We start from the raw sequence: 22,103 nt of genomic DNA on the forward strand, positions 1-22,103 counted from the left end.
ACCGTTAATGAAACCGTCGCACAGCAGGTGATTTTAAGTAATGACGGTTGGTGCCGTGCGCTCGGTGCGGGCTTCAATCTGTGCTAATTCACGCGCAATAGTAATTAACGGCTGTAATGCGTCTTGCACTGGGCGTTCATGGCGGGTTGCATCTGGTTCGTATTGTTCAATATAAATGCGCAATGTCGCGCCTTCAGTGCCAGTGCCGGATAAACGAAATACAATGCGCGAGCCGTCGGTAAATCCAATCCGAATGCCTTGCCCGGTAGACATGCTGGCATCAATAGGATCAACGTAGCAAAAATCATCAGCATAGGCGACGGTGTAATTGCCAAAAACGCGCTGTGGTAATGTGGGTAATAGCGTGTGTAAATGATGCATTAACCCATCGGCGGCGGTGCTGTTAATGGCTTCATAATCATGGCGAGTATAATAATTGCGCCCAAACCGTTGCCAATGTTCACGCACAATGGCGCCAACTGATTGGCGTTTAATGGCTAATAGATTTAACCAAAATAAGACCGCCCATAAGCCATCTTTTTCGCGGACATGATGTGAGCCGGTGCCGAAACTTTCTTCGCCGCAAAGTGTGATGCGCCCGGCGTCGAGTAGGTTGCCGAAAAATTTCCAACCGGTCGGGGTTTCGTAGCAATCAACGCCAAGTGCGGCGGCGACGCGGTCGGCGGCTTGGCTGGTGGGCATCGAGCGGGCGATGCCAGCGATGCCTTGATGGTAGCCGGGGACGAGGTGGGCGTTGGCGGCTAACACGGCGAGGCTGTCGCTGGGTGTGACAAAAAAATCGTTGCCCAAGATCATGTTACGGTCGCCATCGCCGTCGGAGGCGGCGGCAAAATCCACGCCGTCGCTGCCGTGTGCCAGTGCCACCAACTCGTGGGCGTGGACAAGGTTGGGGTCGGGATGACCGCCGCCGAAGTCTTCGAGCGGGATGCCATTGATGACGGTGCCGGGTTCAGCGCCGAGGATATTTTCCAATATTTCAACGGCATAGGGGCCGGTGACGGCGTGCATGGCATCAAAACGCATCCGAAAGGCGCCGGATTCAAACAGTTGGCGGATGGCGTCAAAGTTGAATAGGCTGGCCATGAGTTCGGCATAATCTGCAACCGAATCAATCACTTGCACCTTCATGTCGCCGAGCTGGTATTCGCCCAATAGGTCAAGATCGAGCGGCGCGGCGGCGATGGTGAAGTAGCGGTCAATGCTGCGGGTGCGGACGAAAATGTCGTCGGTGACGATTTCTGGCGCGGGGCCGCCCGAGGCGACGTTGAATTTAATGCCAAAATCTTCGTCTGCGCCGCCGGGATTGTGGCTGGCGGACAACACGATGCCGCCCTGTGCGTGATATTTGCGAATGACGCACGAGACGGCGGGCGTGGATAAAATACCGCCGCGCCCGACTAATGCGGTGGCCACGCCATTGGCGGCGGCGATGCGTAAAATAATTTGAATTGCTTCCCGATTATAAAAGCGCCCGTCGCCACCAACGACTAAACAGCCGTTGTTTAATACAGATTGCGTGTCAAAAATCGCTTGCACGAAGTTTTCTAAATAATGCGGTTGTTGAAAAACCTTGACTTTTTTGCGCAATCCTGACGTGCCGGGTTTTTGACCATCAAAGGGCGTGGTGGCAATTTCTTTTCTATCCGTCATCTTGTCTTACCTAATGCAATGGGGAGTGATTATTGATTGGTTATGGGTTATGCGCCACGACAGTTAATGTCTGTCGTTAATTCACCGGCGGGAGCATTTTATTTCAGAGTTCACCGCCACGTCGGCTTAATTTTAATACAGCACCACGCATTTGACAGCAATTATTTTAATTAATGACTGCATCTCAAAAGCGATTCAAACTCGGCCGCTGCGCGTGACCGGTTCACCAGTGCGATGGTTATAGCAAAACTGCGCACACAAGCAAACAGAATTGTTATCATTGCCAACCCGTGTCGCATGGGTGCGACATGTTGCGGCGGCGCAGCGGTGGCGCGGCGCTTGAAATCGCACGATAGCGCCTTTATCCAATGGTGCGCTTGAATTGGCCGCGCACTTGCGAACTGCTGTGGCACAATGGCGACCGATTGTAACCGATGATTCCATTCCATTTTTACATGCTTGAGGTAAACCTAACCAATGACTGTTGATGCACAAAAAGAAACATTAGAATTTAAAGCCGAAGTGAGCCAAGTATTAGAGTTGGTCATTCGGTCACTGTACTCGAATAAAGAAATCTTTTTGCGTGAATTGATTTCCAATGCCTCTGATGCGGCGGAAAAATTGCGCTTTGAAGCCCTCACCACTGCCAGTTTATTTGAAGATGATCCCGAGTTGCGTATTCAGGTCAGCGTGGATAAAACCGCCGGCACCGTGACCGTCAGCGATAATGGCATTGGATTAAATCGCCAAGAAGTCATTGATACCATTGGCAGTATTGCCAGCTCTGGGACGCGGCGCTTTGTTGCCGCATTATCCGGCGATCAAGCCAAAGACAGCGCGTTAATTGGACAATTCGGCGTCGGTTTTTATTCCGCATTCATTGTCGCTGACCGCGTGACTCTATTATCCCGCCGCGCCGGTTTAGATCAAGAACAGGGCGTATGCTGGTCATCTGACGGCCGCGGTAGCTATACGTTGGAAAGCATTGTTAAACCAACCCGCGGCACTGATGTCATTCTGCATTTGAAAGACGATGAAAAAGAATTTGCTGATGATTGGCGGCTGCGTTCCATTATTAGCAAGTTCTCCGATCATATCGCCGTGCCAGTTGAAATGGCTAAACAGGAATACAAACCGGCGACTGATGAGAATGAAGACAGCGCCGCGGAGAATAAAACACCTGAATACGAGCGCGTCAATCGTGGCACGGCCGTGTGGATGCGCAATAAAGCCGACATCACGGATGATGAGTATAAAGACTTTTATAAACATTTGTCGCATGATTTTGAAGAACCATTAGCCTGGGCGCATAATCGCGTCGAAGGCTCGAATGAATACAACGCCTTGCTATATGTCCCCAAACGGGCGCCGTGGGATTTATGGGAACGTGAATTAAAACACGGCGTGAAATTATACGTCCGCCGCGTGTTTATTATGGATGAGGCGGATAAGTTATTACCGCATTATTTGCGCTTTGTCAAAGGCGTGGTGGATGCGGATGATTTGCCATTAAATGTGTCCCGCGAAATTTTGCAGCATAATCGCAAAATTGACACCATTCGCAGCGCCAATACTAAACGCATTCTCGGGTTATTAGAAATGCTGGCTAAAGATGAACCAGAGAAATATCAAACCTTTTGGGATGAATTAGGTCGGGTATTAAAAGAAGGTCCGGCGGAAGACTTTAATAACCGCGAGCGCATTGCCGGGTTATTGCGCTTTTCCACCACTGTCACGGAAGGGACTGCGCAAACGGTGTCATTAGATACCTATATTGAACGCATGAAAGAAGGGCAGACCAAGATTTATTACATCACCGCCGACAGTCCAGCAGCGGCGCGGCATAGTCCGCATTTGGAAGTATTCCGCAAAAAGGGCGTTGAGGTATTGTTATTATCCGACCGCGTGGATGAATGGTTAGTCACCAACTTATTGGAATATCAAGGTAAATCTTTGCAATCCATTACCAAAGGTGAACTTGATTTGGGCGCATTGGCGGATGAAGAAGAGAAAACTAAAACCGAACAAGCCGCTCAAGCGCATGGTGATTTAATTAAACGTTTGCAAACAGCACTCGGTGAACGGGTAAAAGAAGTGCGCCCATCAACCCGTTTAGTTGATTCGCCGTCGTGTATTGTGGTGGGTGAACATGAAATGAGTGCCAATTTAGCGCGGGTATTAAAATCGGTTGGTCAAGCCGCGCCCAGCAGTCAACCCATTTTAGAAATCAATTTAGATCACCCATTGGTGCAGCGGTTGGAATCAGAAACGGATGATATGCGCTTTGCGGATTTGAGTTTTATTCTATTCGATCAAGCGCAATTAGCCGAGGGCGGACAATTAGATGACCCAGCCGCATTTGTGAATCGCTTGAATACGTTCATGTTGCGCATGATGTTAAGCGGTGCATAAAGATTGAATAGCGTGGGATGCGGTTACTTTAATCAACCGCCGTCACCACCGCCAATCCAAACGCCACTTGACCCGCCCGCTGCTGCCGCCACCACTCCCACCCGTGCGGTAGCGGCGGCAGCCCGGGCGGATTGGCGCTCTCCAAATACACATACCCGCCCGCCGTCACCCAACCGCCCGTCGCCAGTGCTTCACAGGTGCGCGGCAACAAATCGGCATTAAACGGCGGATCCAGCAACACAATATTGTAAGGCAAATCAGGTACTTGCGTTAACCAGCGCAGGGTATCAACGCAGTGAATCGTCACGGCCGCGGTCAGGTCGAGCGCGGCCGCGGTCGTGCGCAACTGCCGCGCCACCGCCGCTGACTGCTCACACATCACCACCTGCGCGGCGTCGCGTGACAGCGCCTCAAATCCCAGCGCGCCGCTGCCGGCAAAGCCGTCTAAACAGCGACTGCCGGTGATGACGGGGGCGAGCCAATTGAACAGAGTTTCGCGGATGCGGTCGGCAGTGGGGCGCAGACCGGGGTGATCCTGCACCATCAAGCGGCGGCCGCGCAGGCGACCACTGATGATGCGGACTTGATGCGGGCGGGCGCGGCGGGTGGCTACGGACGTAAGCCCTGAATATATTGGGCGACCGCCGCCATTTCGGCATCCGTCAAGCGGGCAGTCACACCGCGCATCATGCCGTTGGGATCATTTTCGCGCTCCATCGCCCGGAACAATTTCAGCGTTTGTGTAATGTAATCAGCATGTTGCCCGGCCAAGCGCGGGAATTTTGCCAAATCATTCCCCAACCCCGCCGGCCCGTGACAGCCGCTACACGCCGGCACACCATTGGCTGGATTACCCGCCCGATAAATGCTCTCACCCAGCGCCACCAATTCGGGTTTAGCCGTACCGCCCTTTTGCGTTTGTGATTGGAAATACACCGCCACATTACGCATTTCTTCATCCGTCAACGGCAGCGCCATTGGCGTCATTTGCGCATTATGCCGGTCGCCAATTTTAAAATTATTTAATTGTTTATAGATATAATTTGCATTCTGCCCGGCCAATTTTGGCCAAATGGTTTGCACCGCCACACCATTGCCATCCAACCCATGACACGCATTACAAATCTGGGCAACTTTTTGTTTCCCCTTTTCAATATCACCAGTCACGGGTGCGGCGTGAACCTGTAATACTGCAAAACCGACGGCGAAAACGCCTGTCATCAGGACACTCTTCATAATGACTTCACCATTGTTAATTGTTAAATGACATGATTATCAATGAAACGCACCAGTTGGGAAATAAAAAACGCCCGCTGACACGTTGACCAGGATCGGCAAAAAACCCGCCCTGTATAGCAAAATTCACTAATGGCGGTCAAATTGTTCCGCATCATCCGCCGCTGTACGCCCCGCCCAACCGCGCTGGCGCGGTGGCGACGTCAACCATTGCGTCGAAACTGCCACCATTGCCACCACAGCCAGCCGGTCAACCCCAATAACCCACTTATAATACATAAATGATGCAGTGCCGTAATTGATAACCAATGATAAATCGTATTATTCATTACCCAGGGCGCTAATGGCGTCATCTCACTGTGCATCACGCTATCTAATAAAACGTGCGATAACGTCCCGAGCCAGGCACCGTTAATCACCGCAATTGGTGTGAATTGTAGCGGCGTTAATACCCAGGGCAGTTGATAATAAATGACTTCGTGTTGCCAGCGGCGCAGCAATGGCCGACACACGATTGGCGTGAATAGCGCAACCGGCACTGCAATCAATATAGCGGCCAAATAAGTATGCGTGATGCCGTGCAACCGTTCCGCCCCGCGTATCATCCCCACCAATGGCTCAATATCCATTGCCACCTGCGCAATGGCAAAGCTAATGATGCTAAACCGTTGCTGCAATACCGCTTTGAATACCATGCCGGGACCTAAATGGAAAAGCGTAAATGGCATCGGGGAATTCTCAATTAACCCGTGATTGAACAAGTGACCACAGCGCCAATTCACATCTCGGGTCAATTGCGCCGCTTCAACACCAATTAGTGTCGGCAATGGCGGCGTAAACAACTCATCACATAACTTAATAAACCACCGCTGACTACAATAAACATACCCGCGCTGGCACCAATGCGCACCAGCTCATCACTTTGAGCAAAACTAAATGTCAACCAGGTTAAAAAAGTTGACACGCTGGCAATCACGATAATAAACACAAAGGGCCAGGGACTTTTGCGACACTCGGTACATAAACTCATTATTAATCACCTCGATCAGGATTGAAACCCGAAATGAACAGTTATGAACAACCCAACTTTTTGAATCATGTCTATCATCAATTAGCCGTCAATCATCTAGCAATCATCTGCCCATACAACAGCAAGTGGTTAATTGCGATTCTGCTGATAGACTATTCAAGCATAGCCCAGTTGATTGACGCAAAAGTGTGACCAAGTTAACAATTTATTCTGACGATTGGTGGTACTCAACCGCGCCAGTTGGCTGCTGAATTATTTCGCGCCACCATTGCCCAGCATCCGTGACTAATAATTCACCGCAGTCATCGTGCCAATCTGCCAACACTCGCCGCTGTATTGCGTGCTGCGCTTGCGTGAAATAATAATCACCCGGACGATGCGTATGACCATGAATTAAATGCGTCACCTGATGCGCCGTCATCATCGCCTCTACTGCCAGTTGATTCACATCCATGATCTCTAATGACTTCATAGCGGTTGCCAATTGACCGCGCCGCCGATAATCCGCCGCGATCCGCTGCCGCCGCGTTAAAGATTGACGTAAAAACAACCATTTTATAATCGGATGGCGAATACGACGGCGGAACTTTTGATACGCCACATCATCCGTACACAATAAATCACCGTGCGTCAACAGCACCGGTTCATCATTGATCTCAATTCGCCAAGGATCATTAACTAGAATACACCCAGTGGCGGCGGCAAAGCGTTGACCAATTAAAAAATCACGATTGCCCCGCATTAAATAACACGCCCGTCCTGATTTGGTAAAATCGCGTAATGCCTGACGCACCGCATCATAGTGCGTATTCACATCATCATCACCAATCCAGGTGTCAAATAAATCACCGAGAATGTACACTGCCGCGGCGCGACGAGCGCGGTGCTGCAAAAAGAATTGAAACAACCGCAACGCTTGCGGGCGCTGCGGTGTTAAATGCAAATCAGCAATAAAAATCGCTTGCGTCATCGCATCATTCAATTATTGACTATTCACTCGGATCGGCAACGATTTCGGCTTTTTCAATCACCACATCTGTCATTGGCACATCTTGATGTCCCTGCCGCGTTCCAGTCGCCACTGCTTTAATTGCGTTCACAACCTCCATGCCTTCAGTGACTTGACCAAATACGCAATAGCCCCAACCGTCTTGACCGGGATAATCTAAAAAGCCGTTATTTGCCACGTTAATATAAAACTGCGCAGTTGCGGAATGTGGATCAGTGGTGCGTGCCATTGCAATCGCACCGACGACATTTTTCAAACCATTCTTGGCTTCATTATCAATTGCCGCCCGCGGCTGTTTCGCCTGCAAATCGGGTGTCATACCACCGCCTTGAATCATAAACCCATCAATCACGCGGTGAAAAATCGTCCCGTCATAATGACCATCGCGCACATATTGTATAAAATTAGCGCAAGTCACAGGCGCCCGTTTTTCATCCAGCGTTAATAAAATATCGCCGTGATTTGTCGTAAGTTTTATCATTAAAATTACCTATTTTAGATCACAAAAGATTATACAAAATGGGTCTAATTTGGCAACTTAGCCAATTGCGTCCATTCAACCCGCGCCTCGGCTGCCAGTGTTGCCGGTTCAATTGCCGCCAGCGCATCAATAAAAGCAACCGCGAATGAACCCGGTCCCTTTGCCTGCGCCGCTGCATATTCACCAGCCAATCCATAATACGCCAATGCGGCGGCGGTATTCATTAAAATATTTCCACCACCGGCAATAAAGGCGGCGACCACACCAGTTAATGCACAACCCAACGCCGTCACCCGCGTCATTAATGAATGTCCATTCGCAATACGAGCGGCGTATTGACCGTCGGTAATAAAATCTACCGCACCAGTCACCGCCACCACACAGCTTAACTGACTTGCCAGACGTTGCGCGGCGATTTCGGCTGCCACCACACTGTCAAGCGCATCCACTCCGCGCCCTAGTTCGCTTGCCAAACTGTGGCTAACACGTTGATCTAACGCTAAAATCTCCGACGCATTACCCCGAATTACACTGGGTTTGAGCGCCGCCAACTGTCCTGCGATCTGCCGCCGATACGCCGTCGCACCCGCGCCAACCGGGTCAAATACCCACGGCCGCTGCGCCGCCACCGCCGCCGGCGCCGCAATCATCATGCTATTAACCCACGCAGGCGATAGCGTACCAATATTAATCGTTAATGCACTCGCTATTGCTGCAAATTCAGCCACTTCATCTTGTGCATGAAGCATTGCCGGCGATGCACCCGTCGCTAATAACACATTCGCCATCACTTCCATCGCTACATAATTAGTAATATTATGAATCAGCGGTACTGTAGAGCGTAATTGCATTAAAGTTAATGCGGGGGAAAAATGATGAATAACATCGTCAAAAGCGATTGACATAATCAATTACAATACCTATTTGAATGAAACTGCATTGCACCTAGTTCAATATCTTGGCACAATATGTGCGTCACTAATTTTAACCATTTCACTGCGGATGTTACATGATGTTATTAGCACCACGTCAAATAAAACCTATTTATGTCACACATTATCCTCGCGCCGATCAATTAAACCTGCCGCTTATACAAGCATTTAATCAACTCACCGCCGCAGATTTCACGCGCCGCAGTCATTTTATTAACGGGCGCTATGAAAATTTGTATTTAGAATTAAATACACTGCCCGGCTTGGAGCAGGTGCTGCAATTCGTGCGTGACTGTGCCGCCAATATTTTGGCTAATGACAACCGCCCGCTGCGTCAAGGATTTTGGCTCAACGCAATGGCGCCAGGCGATCATACCAGTTTGCACAGTCACGATGAAAATGATGAATTATTATCTGCTGTTTATTATGTGACAGTGCCAGAAAAAAGCGGCGACATCGTGTTTATTGATTCGCCGTTTAATATCCGCATCACACCAACCGCCGGCATGGTGTTATTATTTCCACCCGACTTATTACATCAAGTTGAATGTAATCACAGCGGCACCAAGCGATTATCTATTGCATTTAACTTTGGTTTAGCGGATACCGATTAGACAACTGAATATTAACGGCGGTTGGGGTTGCTAGTACTGATAAACAATGCTAATGAATTGCTATTCGTTAAACAATCACCTGTACTCACGCAATTTAGCTACGGGATGCGGTGCAGGGCGGTTAAGTTCTTTAGGTTAACGCAATTGTCGTTCCCGCGAAAGCGGGAAACTAGGGTACAGCGTTAATGGATTCCCGCAGATGCGGGAATGACGATTTTAATTGTCGATTAATCAGCACTTAACCGCCCTGTTATACGGTGAACCACATCATTTGTGGTTTGATACTGTAGCGACCTTCTAATGCCCGCTATTATTGTAGATGCGTGTGAATGATGAAATCAATAGTAACACCAACAGATCAAGAAAAAGTCATGCGCGATGATGATTTCATTGTCTCTAAAACCGATCCCAGCGGACGCATCACCTATGGCAATAGAATTTTTGTTGAATTTTCTGGTTATAACGAAAAAGAATTATTAGGCGCCCAGCACAATATCATTCGCCATCCGGACATGCCACGCGCTGTGTTTCAATTATTATGGGATACCATTCAAGCTAAACGTGAGTGCAATGCGTATGTCAAAAATATGGCAAAAGATGGCAGTTTTTATTGGGTATTTGCGAATGTTACTCCTGATCTTGACGCCGCCGGCAATATTATTGGTTATTTTTCCGTGCGCCGCAAACCCAAAGCCTCTGGCCTGACAATAGTCACTGAATTATATCGTGTCATGTTAGATGCCGAACGCCGTGTTGATCCGCAACACGCAATTGCCAATTCAACTAAAATCCTCGTTGATTTATTAACCACAAAGGGCATGAATTATGACGAACTGGTCCTTGCAATCTAAGTTCGTTACCCTATTGTGGAGTTTATGGGGACTATTCGCCATCACCGTGCTTGAGCGTTGGGTTCAAGCAGGTTGGCATTGGTTGCCGGTTATGTTTATTAGCATAGGGACTGGTTTAACACTATGGGGACATAATCAAATTAAACACTGGTTAACTCCATTAAAATATTTGGATACGCTGGTATCACGAGTCAGTCGTGGTCAATTCGATGGGCGTATTATCAACATTCAAAACCATGATGAAATCGGCCGTCTTAGTTGGAACATGAATGACATGCTCGATCAATTGGAAGCCTATTTTCGAGATGAAAATACCTCATTAAGGTTGCATTTGGAGGGTCAATTTTATCGCAAAGCCTTTACCTCGGGATTAAAAGGGCATTTCAAAACTGGGTTAATTGGACACAATCGCTTGCTGGATGGAATTAAAGACTCTGAGCAAGAGAAGCATCGCAATCAGTTAATGTCAGAAAGTCAGCAATTGAATAGTGATAATCTGATTTGTAATTTAACTACCAGTCAAACGGATTTAACTACAGTGAATGACGAAATGGCAGAAGTGGTGACACTGGCCACTTCAACTGCGAATAATGCCCAAAATAGTCGTGGTAGCGTTAATCAAGTGGTGGCGCATCTAAATGCGATTAGTGAACGTATTCAGCATGTCGCCAGCGCGGCGCTAGAACTTCATGCACGCAATCAAGAAATTACCGACGCTGTGCAATTGATTACTGCCATTGCCAATCAAACGAATTTATTAGCACTCAATGCGGCGATTGAAGCAGCGCGAGCGGGTGACGCGGGGCGTGGATTTGCGGTGGTGGCGCAAGAAGTGCGTCAATTAGCCGAAAATAGTAAAAATGCGTCGGCCTCTATTGGGCATATTATGACGACGTTGCAAGATGAAACTGAACGAATGCAAGATGATGCAAAGGTCATGTGTCGAATGGCTGATTCGTCGCGTCAAGTGATTGTTAGTTTGGAAAATTGTTTTGTACAATTTGCGCAATCGGCGAATGAAACGCAAATACGCGCAATTCGCGCCCAAGATCAAAGTTTTAGTTCATTGATTAAAATGGATCATTTAATTTATAAACAACGCGCATACATGGCGATTAGCAGCGGTGGTCAGAATTCAGCGTTGATTAGAAAATTAAAATTGAATGAACATGAATGTCTCTTTGGGCAATGGTATGACAGTCAAAAACACGCCGAATTTGGCACGACCTGTCATTATGCAGCATTAGCCCTCCCTCATGCGCGAGTGCATGCCGCTGTGCATCAAATGTTGACGTATTTAGAGCAGAATTGGGTAGAAAATGCGTCTATTCAATCGGCGTTATTAGCCGCAATGCGCGATGCTGAAACTGCCAGCACTGAGTTAATTAATATTTTCGATCAAATGGTCGCGGAAAAACATCAAACAGTCATTGCTGAGGAGCAACATTCATCACACCACCATTAGCCCTCTATATTCATTTACCCTGGTGCCGGCGGAAATGTCCGTATTGCGATTTTAATTCCTATCCCGCCCCCGCCGCTATTCCTGAAGCGCGTTATCTGGCGGCTTTATTTGCCGATTTAGATGCCGATTGCGCATTTTTAATCAACCATCGCCCGTTATCGCCATTGCAATCCATTTTTATTGGCGGCGGCACTCCGAATCTCTTTTCCCCCGCGGCCATTGCGCAATTATTAAATGGTATTCGCCAGCGCCTGCCGTGCAGTGCCGCAATTGAAATCACATTGGAAATGAACCCCGGCGCGTCGGTCATGGCACAATTGCCGGCGTATTTAGCGGCGGGCGTGACGCGCTTATCATTCGGTGGGCAGTCGTTTTCAATTCGATCATTAAAGCAATTGGGGCGTATTCATCGCCCGCGTCATGTTTTGGCGGCAGTGCGAGCGGCGCAGGCGGCGGGGTGTCGGCAGATCAATGTGGATTTAATGTACGGTTTGCCACTGCAAACGCTGGCAGCAGCGCGGGCGGATGTCGAGCGGTTACTGGATTTGTCGCCGTCGCATGTCTCTTATTACCAACTGACGCTTGAACCCAACACACCGTTTGCCCAGTCACCGCCACCGCTGCCAGCGGCGGATGTGAGTGCCGATATGGGTGAGCAGGGGCAGCAGTTGCTGGCGGCCGCTGGGTTACAACGCTATGAAATTTCGGCATATTCTCGCAAAGAGGCGCAGTGTCGGCATAATTTGAATTATTGGACATTTGGCGATTATCTCGGCATCGGTGCCGGTGCGCATGGCAAACTGAGTACGGTTAGTGGCGGTCAAGTGGCGCGTGTGATACGCTTGGCTAAATGGCCACAGCCGACTGCGTATCTCGCGGCGCATCAGTCCGGTCACTCGCAAATTGCTCACCAGCGCGAGTTGAGCGCGGCGGATTTGACGCTCGAATTTGCCCTCAACGCGCTGCGATTGACGGCGGGCGTGGACGTGACGTTATTTCAACAGCGGACGGGTTTGGCAGCGGAACATCTAAGCGCGGCGCGGGCGGGTGCGCAGGCGGCGGGGCTGTTGGATGGCGGCGCGGCGGGGCGGTTGGTGGCGACGGCGCGGGGGTTGGAGTGTTTGAATGACTTGTTGCAACACTTTGATCTGAGTTGAAAACCGTTGAAAAAATCGCGCAGTACGGGTAGGTTAGACGCTGTTCTTCACATAACTTAGCAGGAAATGACCATGTCGAGCGTCGGTTATCACGAACCAACCGAGGAATTGTCAACCGCGACCCGCGATATGCACCGCGCAATTGTGTCGTTAATGGAGGAATTGGAAGCAATTGATTGGTATAACCAGCGGGTGGATGCGTGTGCGGATGCGGAATTAAAAGCCGTATTGGCGCATAACCGCGATGAAGAAAAGGAACATGCGGCGATGGTATTGGAATGGATTCGGCGCCATGATCCGAGCTTCGATCACGAATTGCGCGATTATTTGTTCACGGATAAATCGCTGTCCCATGATTAGTTGCGCCCGCGGGTTGTTAGTTAACCGCTTGAATTAAAACGTTTTTTGGCACGGCACGGCGGTGTTGTTTGAGAATGAAGCCGCACCGCCACGACCGCCGCCGCCGCACTGATGCTGCCCATCACCGCATATTTCGCTATCATGCAACGCTTGGTAAAAGCAATGCGCATCACGCGACCATGACATATACCCGAATGACATTAACTCAATCGCAGCCTTTATTACGCTGGCCAGTGCGTATCTATTATGAAGACACTGATGCCGGCGGTGTGGTTTATCACGCCAGTTATTTGCGTTTTATGGAACGGGCGCGCACCGAATGGCTGCGTGGTCTCGGTTTTGAACATAATCAATTGCGCACCGACTATCAAACTGTATTTGCGTTACGGCAAGTACAGGTACAGTTTGTTTCACCTGCGCTATTGAATGATGAATTAGTTGTCAATACGCAAATTGTCGCCTATCGTCATGCAAGTATTGATTTTCACCATGAGCTGATCCGATTAAACGACGGGCGCTGCTGTTGTCGAGCTGATGCCAATATTGTCAGCGTAAATGCTGAAAACTGGCGCCCAGCGCGCTTGCCGGCGGCATTGCTGGAGTTAATCATCAATGGGCAATGAACTGTCGGTTATTAGTTTAGTAACTCATGCCAGTTTCATGGTGCAACTGGTGTTGTTTATTTTAGTCATGGCGTCACTGTTTTCGTGGGCGGCAATTATTGATCGTTCGCGGGTATTAAAAAAAGCGCGCAATGCTGCCGATGAATTTGAACGGCAGTTTTGGTCAGGTGGTGATTTAAGCGCCCTATATCGGGAATTGAGTCAGAATGAATCCAACGCCACCGGATTGGCATCCATTTTTCGCGCTGGATTTAAAGAATATGTCCGCCTGCGTAAAGCCGATCAAGATGACACCATGTCGGTCATTATTGGTGCGGAGCGGTCAATGCGCGTGGCAATGAGTCGTGAAGTGGATGAATTAGAAACCAATTTATCATTCTTGGCGACCGTCGGTTCTACTAGCCCGTATATTGGTTTATTCGGCACCGTGTGGGGAATTATGCACGCCTTTCATGCGCTGGGAAATGTGCAACAGGCGACATTAGCATTAGTGGCGCCCGGTATTTCAGAAGCATTAGTCGCCACCGCCGTTGGTTTATTTGCTGCTATTCCCGCCGTCATTGGTTATAACCGCTATAGTTATCAAGTGGAACGGTTGCATAATCGCTATGAAGAGTTCATGGAAGAGTTCTCCACTTTATTACAACGGCAAGGGCGGAGTTAATTAAAATGCGTAAAAGAGAACGTCACGCCCGCCGTCGCCCAATGGCTGAGATTAATGTCGTGCCGTATATTGATGTGATGCTGGTGTTATTAGTGATTTTCATGGTCACGGCGCCGCTCATTACGCAGGGCGTGAAAGTGGATTTACCCCAAGCCGTTGCGGAAATGCAAAATACCGATACAAAACTACCGATTGTGATTCATATTGATCAGCAGGGCGATACTTATGTTGATTTGGGCAATTCCAGTTTATTGCCGGTGGATCAGCAATTATTATATGAACGTTTGAAAAGTGTATTAACTTCCGCGCCAGCAACGCCGGTGATGGTGCGCGCCGATCATACGGTTGATTATGGCCGCGTGGTGAATGTCATGGTTGCAGCGCAAGCGGCTGGTGCGATTAGCGTTGGATTGGTGACGCGCCCGCCCGGCGATGAAACTGTCGCGCAACCTTAATTGCTGGAACTGGGTTTATTGAATTGAGTTATGTGGGATGTATTCAAACGCAATCCGCGAGCCTTATTTGGGTCGCTCGCTTTTCATGCCATTTTAGCGGTATTGCTATTGGGTGGCGTGAATTGGACTTTGCGTAATGAACCCCCGCAAAAACCGCCCAAGGTGGTTCCCGCGTATATTGAACCAACGCCCGAATTGACGGCGCGGATTGCTGAATTGAAAACGCCGCCCGCGCAATTGTCTTTACCGCCGCCGATTGCTGAATTACCGAATGAAAATCAATTGACACCGCGGCCGGTGGATTTGGCGGCGGCGGCGCTGGTGGCGGCTGAGTTGGCGGCGAAACGGCGGGCGGAAGCCGAGGCGGAGGCGAAGCGGCAGGCTGAGTTGGCGGCTAAACGTGAGGCTGAATTGGCGGCTAAACGTGAGGCTGAATTGGCGATTAAACGTGCGGCGGAAGCTGAGGCGCAGCGGTTGGCGGCACTGGAAGCTAAACGTGCCGCTGCCGCTGAAGCCAAACGTGAAGCGGCCGCTGAGGCTAAACGTGAAGCTGCTGCCGAAGCTAAACGTGCCGCTGCCGCTGAAGCCAAACGTGAAGCGGCCGCTGAGGCTAAACGTGAAGCGGAATTGGCGGCTAAACGTGAGGCGGCCGCTGAAGCTAAACGTGAAGCTGCGGCCGAGGCAAAGCGTGAAGCGGCCGCTGAGGCTAAACGTGAAGCGGCCGCTGAGGCTAAACGTGAGGCGGCGTTGGAGGCTAAACGTCAAGCTGCTGCCGAAGCAAAGCGTGAAGCGGCCGCTGAAGCTAAACGTGAGGCGGCGTTGGAGGCTAAACGTCAAGCTGCTGCCGAAGCAAAGCGTGAAGCGGCCGCTGAGGCTAAACGTGAGGCGGCGTTGGAGGCTAAACGTCAAGCTGCTGCCGAAGCAAAGCGTGAAGCGGCTGCTGAGGCAAAGCGTGAGGCGGCCGCTGAAGCCAAACGTGAAGCTGCGGCCGAGGCAAAGCGTGAGGCGGCCGCTGAAGCCAAACGTGAAGCTGCGGCCGAGGCAAAGCGTGAAGCGGCCGCTGAGGCTAAACGTGAGGCGGCGTTGGAGGCTAAACGTCAAGCTGCGGCCGAAGCTAAACGTGAAGCTGCGGCCGAGGCAAAGCGGGTTGCCGCGGCCGAAGCTGCCGCTGAGGCTAAACGTGCCGCTGCCGCAGCTGCCGAAGCCAAGCGTCAGGCGGAATTGGCCGAAGCGGCGCATGTCAAGAACTTGGCACGGGAGTGGACGCCGCGTATTCAAGGTCGCGTCGAACAATACTGGGTACGGCCGGTTGGATTGACCGCCAACGTCACGATCACGGTAAATTTACGGTTGCGCAAGGGTGGTGAAGTGGTGTCCGGCAGTGTGCGAATTCTCAAAGGCAGTGGCTCGCCCGCCCTCGATGCCTCGGTCAAAGCGGCGATTTATCAAGCCTCACCGTTGCCAGTCCCCGACGGTGATGATTTTGAATACTTTAAAGATTTCGATTTTCGGTTTACACCGCAATAATTGTTTTTAATTAAATTGTATTGACTTAACAGGAGTATTTGAATGACGAGGTTAATCATTCCATTATTGATGGTATTGCTGAACGGCTGGGGCGTGACTGCCGAAGCTAAATTGACCATTGACATCACCGGCGGCGTGGAAGGGGCGCAACCCATTGCCGTCGTGCCGTTTGGTAACACCGGCACGGTGGACATGGCCGCCATCATCGCCGCTGACTTGGCGCGCACCGGACGTTTTCAACCGCTGGCGCGCAGTGACATGGTCAAAACCCCGCACACCGAGCAGGAAATTGACTTTCCCGGCTGGCAATTGCTGTCCACCACCAGTCTAGTTGTGGGGCGCATTCTCCCCGGCGCGGCGGGCAGTTATCAGGTCGAGTTCGGATTATTCGACGTGTTCAGCGGCAAAAAATTGCTCAGTCGAACGCAGCCCAGTTCCGCACGCGGGTTGCGCTTGACGGCACACCGCATCGCCGATGAGATTTATCACGCGCTGACGGGTGAGCGCGGCGTGTTTGCCGGACGCATTGCCTACATCACCTCACGCGGTCGCGGAGCAAAAGAGCGGGTGATGCTGCGCGTAGCCGAAGCGGATGGGCATAACCCGCAGACGATTGTGGATTCGGCTGATCCGTTGATGTCACCCGCCTGGTCACCCGACGGGCGGCGCTTGGCGTACGTTTCATTTGAAGGGCGGCAGGCGTCAATTTATGTGCAGGATTTGGCCAGTGGACGGCGGCAGCGCGTCGCCAGTCATCAGGGCATCAACGGTTCACCGGCGTTTTCACCCGACGGCAGTCGTTTAGCGGTCACGTTGTCAAAAGACGGCAATCCCGAGATTTATGTGATCAGTGTTGACGGCGGGCAGATGACGCGCATCACCAATCATCCGGCAATTGATACCGAGCCGGCCTGGTCACCGGACGGGCGGACGTTGGTATTTACCTCGGATCGCGGTGGTCAGCCGCAGATTTACCGGACGTCCGCCAGCGGTGGTGCGGCGCAGCGCGTGACGTTTGAAGGCGATTACAACGCCGCGGCCAATTTTTCACCCGACGGGCGGACGCTGGTGCTGGTGACGCGAGTGGGCAAACAATTCCGCATCGCCACCGTGTCAGCCGCGAATGGCGGCGGGCGGCGGTTTTTAAGCGGTGGGCCGCTGGACGAATCCCCGAGTTTTGCCCCGAACGGCAGCATGGTGGTGTACGGGTCACAAAACGGCGGGCGCGGTGTGTTGGTGGTGACGCCAATTGCCGGGGGCGCAAGTCAGCGCCTGACTCAAGACGGTGAGGCGCGTGAACCGTCGTGGTCGCCCGTACCGCGTTAAACAGTTGTTTTTATTCAGGAGGATAGTTGTGAAGCGAATCAGTTTAGCAACGGTACTGACCTTGACCTCGGTGTTGGTACTGACGGGGTGTTCATCAACACCCAAAGAGGAGGACGGGGCGTTAAGTGCCGATGAATTGGATGCCATGAGCGATGGCGGTGGCGGGCGGTACGGTGGTGGCGGCGGCGGGCGCTATGACGGCGGCGGCGTGACGACCTCGGGGTTATCGGATGACGGCAGCCTCAGTGGCAGTAATCAGTACGACGCGGGCGGCGACGGCAGCTACGGCGGGGGTGGGGGTAATGGCGGTAGTCAAGACTTTGCCGAGTTGAACAATCCCAGCAGCGCGGTGTACCAAAAAATCGTGTATTTTGACTACGATGCGTCAACTATCGAGCCGCAATACGCCGATTTACTGCGCGCTCACATCGGCTTTTTGCGGCAAAAACCCGGGGCGCGGGTGATGTTGCAGGGTCACACCGACGAGCGCGGTACCCGTTCGTACAATTTGGCGCTGGGTGATCGGCGGACGGATGCGGTGCGCGGCTTTTTGTTGGCGGAAGGCGTGCCGGCTGGGCAAATCACCACGCTCAGTTACGGTGAGGAGCGCCCGGCGGATGCGGGTCACGACGAGCGGGCGTGGTCACTTAATCGCCGCGTGGAATTGGTGTATTAAACATCGGCAATTGATTGTTAATGATCGTTCCCATGTTCCAGTATGGGAACGCACCCGATGAGCGTAGTAAAACATCTAATTGAGTATTGACTATGCACTGCCGCCCCACCCGTTATTTAATGATACTGCCATTGTTCACGGTGCTGGCGCTGGATACGCGAGCAGTCACCGCGGAGCCGTTTGCAGTCACCGCGGATCCGTTTTTAGAATTCAATGCCCGCGTGACGCGCCTTGAACAATTACTCAACGATCAAGGCTTGTCGGCAGTGTTATTAGAAATGCAGCGGCTGCAACAAGAAGTGCGCGAATTGCGCGGGCAACTTGAGCAGCATCAATACCAATTAGATCAATTGCACCGGCAATTAAACGGCGGTGATAACGGTGACGATGCGGATAACGACAATGCGCCCGTGCTGCCGCAATTGCCCGACGCGAGTGATTTGGATTTCACGCCACAATTTGATGATGACCCGGCCGGTTTAGAGGACGCCGCTCCAATTGACAGTCCAGATGACAGCGCCGCCAATGAAGAACGTGAGGCGTATCGTGCCGCGTTTGATTTATTAAAAGAGCGCCGTTACGATGCCGCCAAAGCCGCGTTTATTGCATTATTAGAGCGCTACCCGGCGGGTCAATTTGATGATAAAACGCGCTATTGGTTAGGCGATATTGGCTATATCACGCATGATTACGCCAGCGCCGTGCGCGAGTTCAATCGCCTCGTCAGTGCGCACCCGCGCAGCCCCAAAGCCGCCAGTGCCTTATTAAAAATGGGCTATATTTTTAGTGAACAACGCGATCAAGCCAGCGCCCGCATGGCATTGGAACAATTGATGGCGCAATTCCCCAACACGCCCGAGGCGCGGCTGGCCGCTGGTCGTTTGCGCGACCTCGGGCGCTTCGGCGCTGACCACTGATCCCGCCCATGACCGCCCACCGCCCACCGGATAGCAACACGCTGACAACTTTACTGGCGGCGCAGCGGCGGCCTTTTTCAATTATCACGCAAAATCAACGCATTAAGTTGATCAACGCCGCGCTGTGTGAGGCGCTGGGTTACGCGGAAACCGACCTGATCGGTGCGTCCTGCTGTCGCTTTGCCACCACCGTCAACGGCAGCGAATGCCGGCACCAGCGCTTTTTTCGTGATTTGGAACCCTACGTTGAAACCGACACGGTGTTGGACGCGAGCGGTCAGCCGCACTTGGTGCGAGCGCAGGGGTTTCCCGTCCTCGATGCGCACGGCACCGTGTATTTGGGCGAAATGCTGCAATTGCTGCGCGGACGGTGCGACGTGGGCAACATGGTTGGTGATTCACCCGAATTGCGCGAGTTAATCACCCAATTAACGCAGGCGGCGGTGACGGATGCGGCGGTGTTGTTGTACGGCGAAACCGGCGTGGGTAAAGAATTAGCGGCGCAGTTTTTACATCAACAATCCAGTCGTGCTGGCGCCCCGTTCGTGGTGGTGGATTGCACGGTGTTGAATGAAGAATTATTTGAAAGTGAATTATTCGGGCATGTTAAAGGCGCTTTCACCGGGGCGGTGAATCATCGCGTTGGATTATTTGAATTAGCCCACACCGGCACGTTATTTTTTGATGAAATTGGCGAATTGCCGCTGTCACAACAACCCAAGTTATTACGCGCACTGGAGACCGGCACCTACCGCCCAGTTGGCGCGACGGCGACGCGGCAGGTCAACGTGCGCGTCATCAGCGCCACGCACCGCGATTTAACGGCAATGGTGCGGCACGGACACTTCCGCCAGGATTTGTTTTATCGGTTGGCGGTGCTGCCGTTGCGCATTCCCCCGTTGCGCGAGCGCCGCGATGACCTCGCCGCGTTATCCGATTACCTGTTGCGTGACACGACCACCGCCGACGGGCAGCCGTATTATCTGCACCCGGCGGCGCTTGACAAATTGCACAGCTACAGTTTCCCCGGTAATGTGCGCGAGTTGCGTAACCTGCTGCATTTGGGCGCGGCGCTCAGTTCGAGCGGCGTAATTGAAGCAGACGCGATTCATTTGCCGACCTTGATGGCGCAGGTGGCACGAGCGCCGTTGCCCCCGCCGGCAGCGGTGAGCGCGTATGATCTTGGCTGTTCGGAACTGGACACGGCATTTTTGCGCCATTTATCACCAGTTGAAGCGGCCGAAGCGCGACAGATTTTGGCGTTACTCCAGCGCCATCACGGCAATCGGCGCGAGGTGGCCGTTAGTATGACCATGAGTGAGCGGACGCTGTACCGTAAATTGCGCCGTTACGGGCTGAATCGCGCTCGCTCGCTGGAGGGCAGTGGGAATGGCGATGACGCGAGTTAATGCAGAACACGGCGGCGATATAGCGGATGTGACCACGTTGGCGTGGAACTTGGACGCGGCCTCGCGTCACCCGTTTGAAATGCTCCCGCCGCATGATGTCCGTACCCTGATCGGCAACAGCCGTGACCTGCCGCCGCTGCCGCAAATCACCCGCCGCTTGTTGGATTTACAGCGTTCACCCGAGGCGACGGCTAAACAATTGGCGGACATTGTTGAACTCGACCCGCTGTTGACCGGGCAACTGCTGCGCTGGGCGAATTCGGCGTACTACGCGGTGCGCCAGCAGGTGGTGACGGTGCAGGACGCAATTGTGCGCGTACTAGGGTTTGAAACGGCGCTGAGTTTGGCGCTCGGCTTGACCGCGCTGGTGCCGCTGCGTACGCCCAATCACGGCGCACTGGGGCGCGACGCGGTCTGGCAACACGGGATGCTGTGTAGCGCCCTGATGCAGCGGCTGCGGCTGTTGTTACCACCTGACCCGCCGCGGCCGTCGGTCGGTTTAACGCAAACCGCCGGTTTAACGCACAACGTCGGGTATTTGATTCTTGGACATCTTTTGACGGATGCGTTTGAATTTGTTAGCCAATTAATCCAGCAAAATCCAGTGCTTGAGCTGCCGGTGATGGAGCGCTTCGCACTAGGTGTGGATCACACGCAACTGGGATTGTGGTTATTTGACGAGTGGCAAATGCCGGCGGCGCTGCGCTGCGTGGTGCGCGAACATCACAACGTCGGTTATCAGGGCGAGCATGAGCAACTGGTGCTGCTGACCTGGTTGGCCGATCACCTGCTGGCGCACACCTCGGCGGGACTAGGGCCGCCGCGCTCGCCTGAGTGCGTTGAAATTGCCTGCACGCGCTTGGGGGTTGATTACACCGCCACGCAAGCCAGTTGCGCGTTTGTGATGGAGCGAGTCAGTGGCGAATTACCCTGACCAATTTTAATTATTGGGGCGTCCAATCTGCAATTATTAAACGATGCAGAGCGGGCGGTGGTTTTCATCAACTTGAATAGAAAAATAACAATGTCGAAAGGACAAAGTCTGCAAGACCCATTCTTAAATGCGTTGCGTAAAGAACGCATTCCCGTCTCGATCTTTTTGGTCAATGGCATTAAATTGCAGGGGCAAATTGAATCGTTCGATCAATTCGTGGTATTGCTGAAAAATACCGTCAGCCAGATGATTTATAAACATGCCATTTCCACCGTCGTGCCGTCGCGCAATTTGCGCAACCCATTGGTATTTGACACAGATGATGACGCGATTGATAACCATGATGCGCACTAA

Annotated in this window: 24 protein-coding genes; 16 read left to right on the forward strand and 8 right to left on the reverse strand. The window is 51.9% G+C overall.

The genetic code is table 11. The features are described 5' to 3' along the window. Positions 1-33: 33 nt before the first annotated feature. Complete coding sequence (locus tag HUK38_RS08470) at positions 34-1,671, reverse strand: alpha-D-glucose phosphate-specific phosphoglucomutase (protein WP_182583897.1); 1,638 nt, start codon at positions 1,669-1,671, stop codon at positions 34-36. Positions 1,672-2,148: 477 nt separating this feature from the next. Between HUK38_RS08470 and htpG the strand changes: the two genes are divergently transcribed. After that, positions 2,149-4,083 (forward strand): molecular chaperone HtpG, encoded by a 1,935-nt coding sequence (gene htpG, locus HUK38_RS08475; RefSeq protein ID WP_182583898.1) that lies wholly within the window; start codon positions 2,149-2,151, stop codon positions 4,081-4,083. A 28-nt stretch (positions 4,084-4,111) separates the two neighbouring features. On the opposite strand, the gene rsmD is transcribed toward htpG, so the two are convergent. From rsmD to thiM, 7 genes are all read right to left on the reverse strand, one after another. After that, positions 4,112-4,717, reverse strand: coding sequence for a 16S rRNA (guanine(966)-N(2))-methyltransferase RsmD (rsmD, locus tag HUK38_RS08480; protein ID WP_338065389.1), 606 nt, complete (start codon positions 4,715-4,717; stop codon positions 4,112-4,114). Further along, positions 4,693-5,304, reverse strand: a complete 612-nt coding sequence (locus tag HUK38_RS08485; RefSeq protein WP_238787541.1) for a c-type cytochrome — start codon at positions 5,302-5,304, stop codon at positions 4,693-4,695. The genes rsmD and HUK38_RS08485 overlap by 25 nt, the downstream gene beginning before the upstream one ends. A 218-nt stretch (positions 5,305-5,522) precedes the next feature. Beyond that, the gene (locus HUK38_RS08490; RefSeq protein ID WP_182583901.1) at positions 5,523-6,047 is read right to left on the reverse strand and encodes a DUF4184 family protein; all 525 of its coding nucleotides are present in this window, start codon (positions 6,045-6,047) and stop codon (positions 5,523-5,525) included. Positions 6,048-6,133: 86 nt separating this feature from the next. After that, a complete protein-coding gene (locus HUK38_RS08495; protein WP_194374855.1) occupies positions 6,134-6,349 on the reverse strand; it encodes a hypothetical protein in 216 nt (71 codons plus the stop codon). A gap of 205 nt (positions 6,350-6,554) precedes the next feature. Continuing rightward, a complete protein-coding gene (locus tag HUK38_RS08500; RefSeq protein ID WP_182583902.1) occupies positions 6,555-7,319 on the reverse strand; it encodes a UDP-2,3-diacylglucosamine diphosphatase in 765 nt (254 codons plus the stop codon). Between the two features lie 19 nt (positions 7,320-7,338). Next, the gene (locus HUK38_RS08505) at positions 7,339-7,839 is read right to left on the reverse strand and encodes a peptidylprolyl isomerase (protein WP_182583903.1); all 501 of its coding nucleotides are present in this window, start codon (positions 7,837-7,839) and stop codon (positions 7,339-7,341) included. A 44-nt stretch (positions 7,840-7,883) separates the two neighbouring features. Then, complete coding sequence (gene thiM / locus HUK38_RS08510) at positions 7,884-8,744, reverse strand: hydroxyethylthiazole kinase (protein ID WP_202985527.1); 861 nt, start codon at positions 8,742-8,744, stop codon at positions 7,884-7,886. A 104-nt stretch (positions 8,745-8,848) separates the two neighbouring features. Between thiM and HUK38_RS08515 the strand changes: the two genes are divergently transcribed. The 15 genes from HUK38_RS08515 to hfq all read left to right on the forward strand — a co-directional run bounded on the left by HUK38_RS08515 (position 8,849) and on the right by hfq (position 22,103). Continuing rightward, positions 8,849-9,385, forward strand: coding sequence for a putative 2OG-Fe(II) oxygenase (locus tag HUK38_RS08515; RefSeq protein ID WP_182583904.1), 537 nt, complete (start codon positions 8,849-8,851; stop codon positions 9,383-9,385). A 329-nt stretch (positions 9,386-9,714) separates the two neighbouring features. Then, positions 9,715-10,236, forward strand: a complete 522-nt coding sequence (locus HUK38_RS08520; RefSeq protein WP_238787542.1) for a PAS domain-containing protein — start codon at positions 9,715-9,717, stop codon at positions 10,234-10,236. After that, positions 10,211-11,701: a methyl-accepting chemotaxis protein gene (locus tag HUK38_RS08525; RefSeq protein WP_182583906.1), complete on the forward strand. Its 1,491-nt coding sequence runs from the start codon at positions 10,211-10,213 to the stop codon at positions 11,699-11,701. Before HUK38_RS08520 ends, HUK38_RS08525 begins: the two co-directional genes overlap by 26 nt. Before the next feature lie 8 nt (positions 11,702-11,709). Then, positions 11,710-12,858 (forward strand): radical SAM family heme chaperone HemW, encoded by a 1,149-nt coding sequence (hemW, locus tag HUK38_RS08530; RefSeq protein WP_338065390.1) that lies wholly within the window; start codon positions 11,710-11,712, stop codon positions 12,856-12,858. 72 nt (positions 12,859-12,930) lie between these two features. Then, positions 12,931-13,218: an encapsulin-associated ferritin-like protein gene (locus HUK38_RS08535; protein ID WP_182583907.1), complete on the forward strand. Its 288-nt coding sequence runs from the start codon at positions 12,931-12,933 to the stop codon at positions 13,216-13,218. Between the two features lie 74 nt (positions 13,219-13,292). Beyond that, a complete protein-coding gene (gene ybgC / locus HUK38_RS08540) occupies positions 13,293-13,841 on the forward strand; it encodes a tol-pal system-associated acyl-CoA thioesterase (protein WP_238787543.1) in 549 nt (182 codons plus the stop codon). After that, complete coding sequence (gene tolQ, locus HUK38_RS08545) at positions 13,831-14,505, forward strand: protein TolQ (RefSeq protein WP_182583908.1); 675 nt, start codon at positions 13,831-13,833, stop codon at positions 14,503-14,505. The genes ybgC and tolQ overlap by 11 nt, the downstream gene beginning before the upstream one ends. Positions 14,506-14,510: 5 nt before the next feature. Next, a complete protein-coding gene (gene tolR, locus HUK38_RS08550; RefSeq protein WP_182583909.1) occupies positions 14,511-14,960 on the forward strand; it encodes a protein TolR in 450 nt (149 codons plus the stop codon). Positions 14,961-14,990: 30 nt separating this feature from the next. After that, on the forward strand, positions 14,991-16,487 hold the full coding sequence (gene tolA, locus HUK38_RS08555) for a cell envelope integrity protein TolA (protein ID WP_182583910.1): 1,497 nt from the start codon (positions 14,991-14,993) through the stop codon (positions 16,485-16,487). 42 nt (positions 16,488-16,529) lie between these two features. Further along, positions 16,530-17,813 (forward strand): Tol-Pal system beta propeller repeat protein TolB, encoded by a 1,284-nt coding sequence (gene tolB / locus HUK38_RS08560; protein WP_182583911.1) that lies wholly within the window; start codon positions 16,530-16,532, stop codon positions 17,811-17,813. A gap of 28 nt (positions 17,814-17,841) precedes the next feature. Beyond that, positions 17,842-18,489, forward strand: coding sequence for a peptidoglycan-associated lipoprotein Pal (gene pal, locus HUK38_RS08565; protein ID WP_203218659.1), 648 nt, complete (start codon positions 17,842-17,844; stop codon positions 18,487-18,489). Between the two features lie 92 nt (positions 18,490-18,581). Further along, on the forward strand, positions 18,582-19,406 hold the full coding sequence (gene ybgF / locus HUK38_RS08570) for a tol-pal system protein YbgF (RefSeq protein WP_182583912.1): 825 nt from the start codon (positions 18,582-18,584) through the stop codon (positions 19,404-19,406). A gap of 8 nt (positions 19,407-19,414) precedes the next feature. Then, the gene (locus tag HUK38_RS08575; protein ID WP_182583913.1) at positions 19,415-20,815 is read left to right on the forward strand and encodes a sigma-54 interaction domain-containing protein; all 1,401 of its coding nucleotides are present in this window, start codon (positions 19,415-19,417) and stop codon (positions 20,813-20,815) included. Continuing rightward, positions 20,796-21,749, forward strand: a complete 954-nt coding sequence (locus HUK38_RS08580; RefSeq protein ID WP_203218658.1) for an HDOD domain-containing protein — start codon at positions 20,796-20,798, stop codon at positions 21,747-21,749. The genes HUK38_RS08575 and HUK38_RS08580 overlap by 20 nt, the downstream gene beginning before the upstream one ends. Before the next feature lie 90 nt (positions 21,750-21,839). Then, complete coding sequence (gene hfq, locus HUK38_RS08585; RefSeq protein ID WP_182583915.1) at positions 21,840-22,103, forward strand: RNA chaperone Hfq; 264 nt, start codon at positions 21,840-21,842, stop codon at positions 22,101-22,103.

Source organism: Thiospirillum jenense (assembly GCF_014145225.1).
Lineage (GTDB): Bacteria > Pseudomonadota > Gammaproteobacteria > Chromatiales > Chromatiaceae > Thiospirillum > Thiospirillum jenense.

Excerpts from the sequence above, each read along its gene's own strand:
- tolA (WP_182583910.1), top strand. The coding sequence starts at position 14,991 with ATGTGGGATGTATTCAAACGCAATCCGCGAGCCTTATTTGGGTCGCTC.
- tolR (WP_182583909.1), top strand. The coding sequence starts at position 14,511 with ATGCGTAAAAGAGAACGTCACGCCCGCCGTCGCCCAATGGCTGAGATT.
- thiM (WP_202985527.1), bottom strand. The coding sequence starts at position 8,744 with ATGTCAATCGCTTTTGACGATGTTATTCATCATTTTTCCCCCGCATTA.
- HUK38_RS08525 (WP_182583906.1), top strand. The coding sequence starts at position 10,211 with ATGACGAACTGGTCCTTGCAATCTAAGTTCGTTACCCTATTGTGGAGT.
- HUK38_RS08470 (WP_182583897.1), bottom strand. The coding sequence starts at position 1,671 with ATGACGGATAGAAAAGAAATTGCCACCACGCCCTTTGATGGTCAAAAA.
- HUK38_RS08505 (WP_182583903.1), bottom strand. The coding sequence starts at position 7,839 with ATGATAAAACTTACGACAAATCACGGCGATATTTTATTAACGCTGGAT.
- tolB (WP_182583911.1), top strand. The coding sequence starts at position 16,530 with ATGACGAGGTTAATCATTCCATTATTGATGGTATTGCTGAACGGCTGG.
- HUK38_RS08490 (WP_182583901.1), bottom strand. The coding sequence starts at position 6,047 with ATGCCATTTACGCTTTTCCATTTAGGTCCCGGCATGGTATTCAAAGCG.
- tolQ (WP_182583908.1), top strand. The coding sequence starts at position 13,831 with ATGGGCAATGAACTGTCGGTTATTAGTTTAGTAACTCATGCCAGTTTC.
- HUK38_RS08520 (WP_238787542.1), top strand. The coding sequence starts at position 9,715 with ATGATGAAATCAATAGTAACACCAACAGATCAAGAAAAAGTCATGCGC.
- HUK38_RS08535 (WP_182583907.1), top strand. The coding sequence starts at position 12,931 with ATGTCGAGCGTCGGTTATCACGAACCAACCGAGGAATTGTCAACCGCG.
- HUK38_RS08575 (WP_182583913.1), top strand. The coding sequence starts at position 19,415 with ATGACCGCCCACCGCCCACCGGATAGCAACACGCTGACAACTTTACTG.
- HUK38_RS08495 (WP_194374855.1), bottom strand. The coding sequence starts at position 6,349 with ATGAGTTTATGTACCGAGTGTCGCAAAAGTCCCTGGCCCTTTGTGTTT.
- HUK38_RS08500 (WP_182583902.1), bottom strand. The coding sequence starts at position 7,319 with ATGACGCAAGCGATTTTTATTGCTGATTTGCATTTAACACCGCAGCGC.
- HUK38_RS08580 (WP_203218658.1), top strand. The coding sequence starts at position 20,796 with ATGGCGATGACGCGAGTTAATGCAGAACACGGCGGCGATATAGCGGAT.
- hfq (WP_182583915.1), top strand. The coding sequence starts at position 21,840 with ATGTCGAAAGGACAAAGTCTGCAAGACCCATTCTTAAATGCGTTGCGT.
- HUK38_RS08485 (WP_238787541.1), bottom strand. The coding sequence starts at position 5,304 with ATGACAGGCGTTTTCGCCGTCGGTTTTGCAGTATTACAGGTTCACGCC.
- ybgC (WP_238787543.1), top strand. The coding sequence starts at position 13,293 with ATGAAGCCGCACCGCCACGACCGCCGCCGCCGCACTGATGCTGCCCAT.
- ybgF (WP_182583912.1), top strand. The coding sequence starts at position 18,582 with ATGCACTGCCGCCCCACCCGTTATTTAATGATACTGCCATTGTTCACG.
- htpG (WP_182583898.1), top strand. The coding sequence starts at position 2,149 with ATGACTGTTGATGCACAAAAAGAAACATTAGAATTTAAAGCCGAAGTG.
- HUK38_RS08515 (WP_182583904.1), top strand. The coding sequence starts at position 8,849 with ATGATGTTATTAGCACCACGTCAAATAAAACCTATTTATGTCACACAT.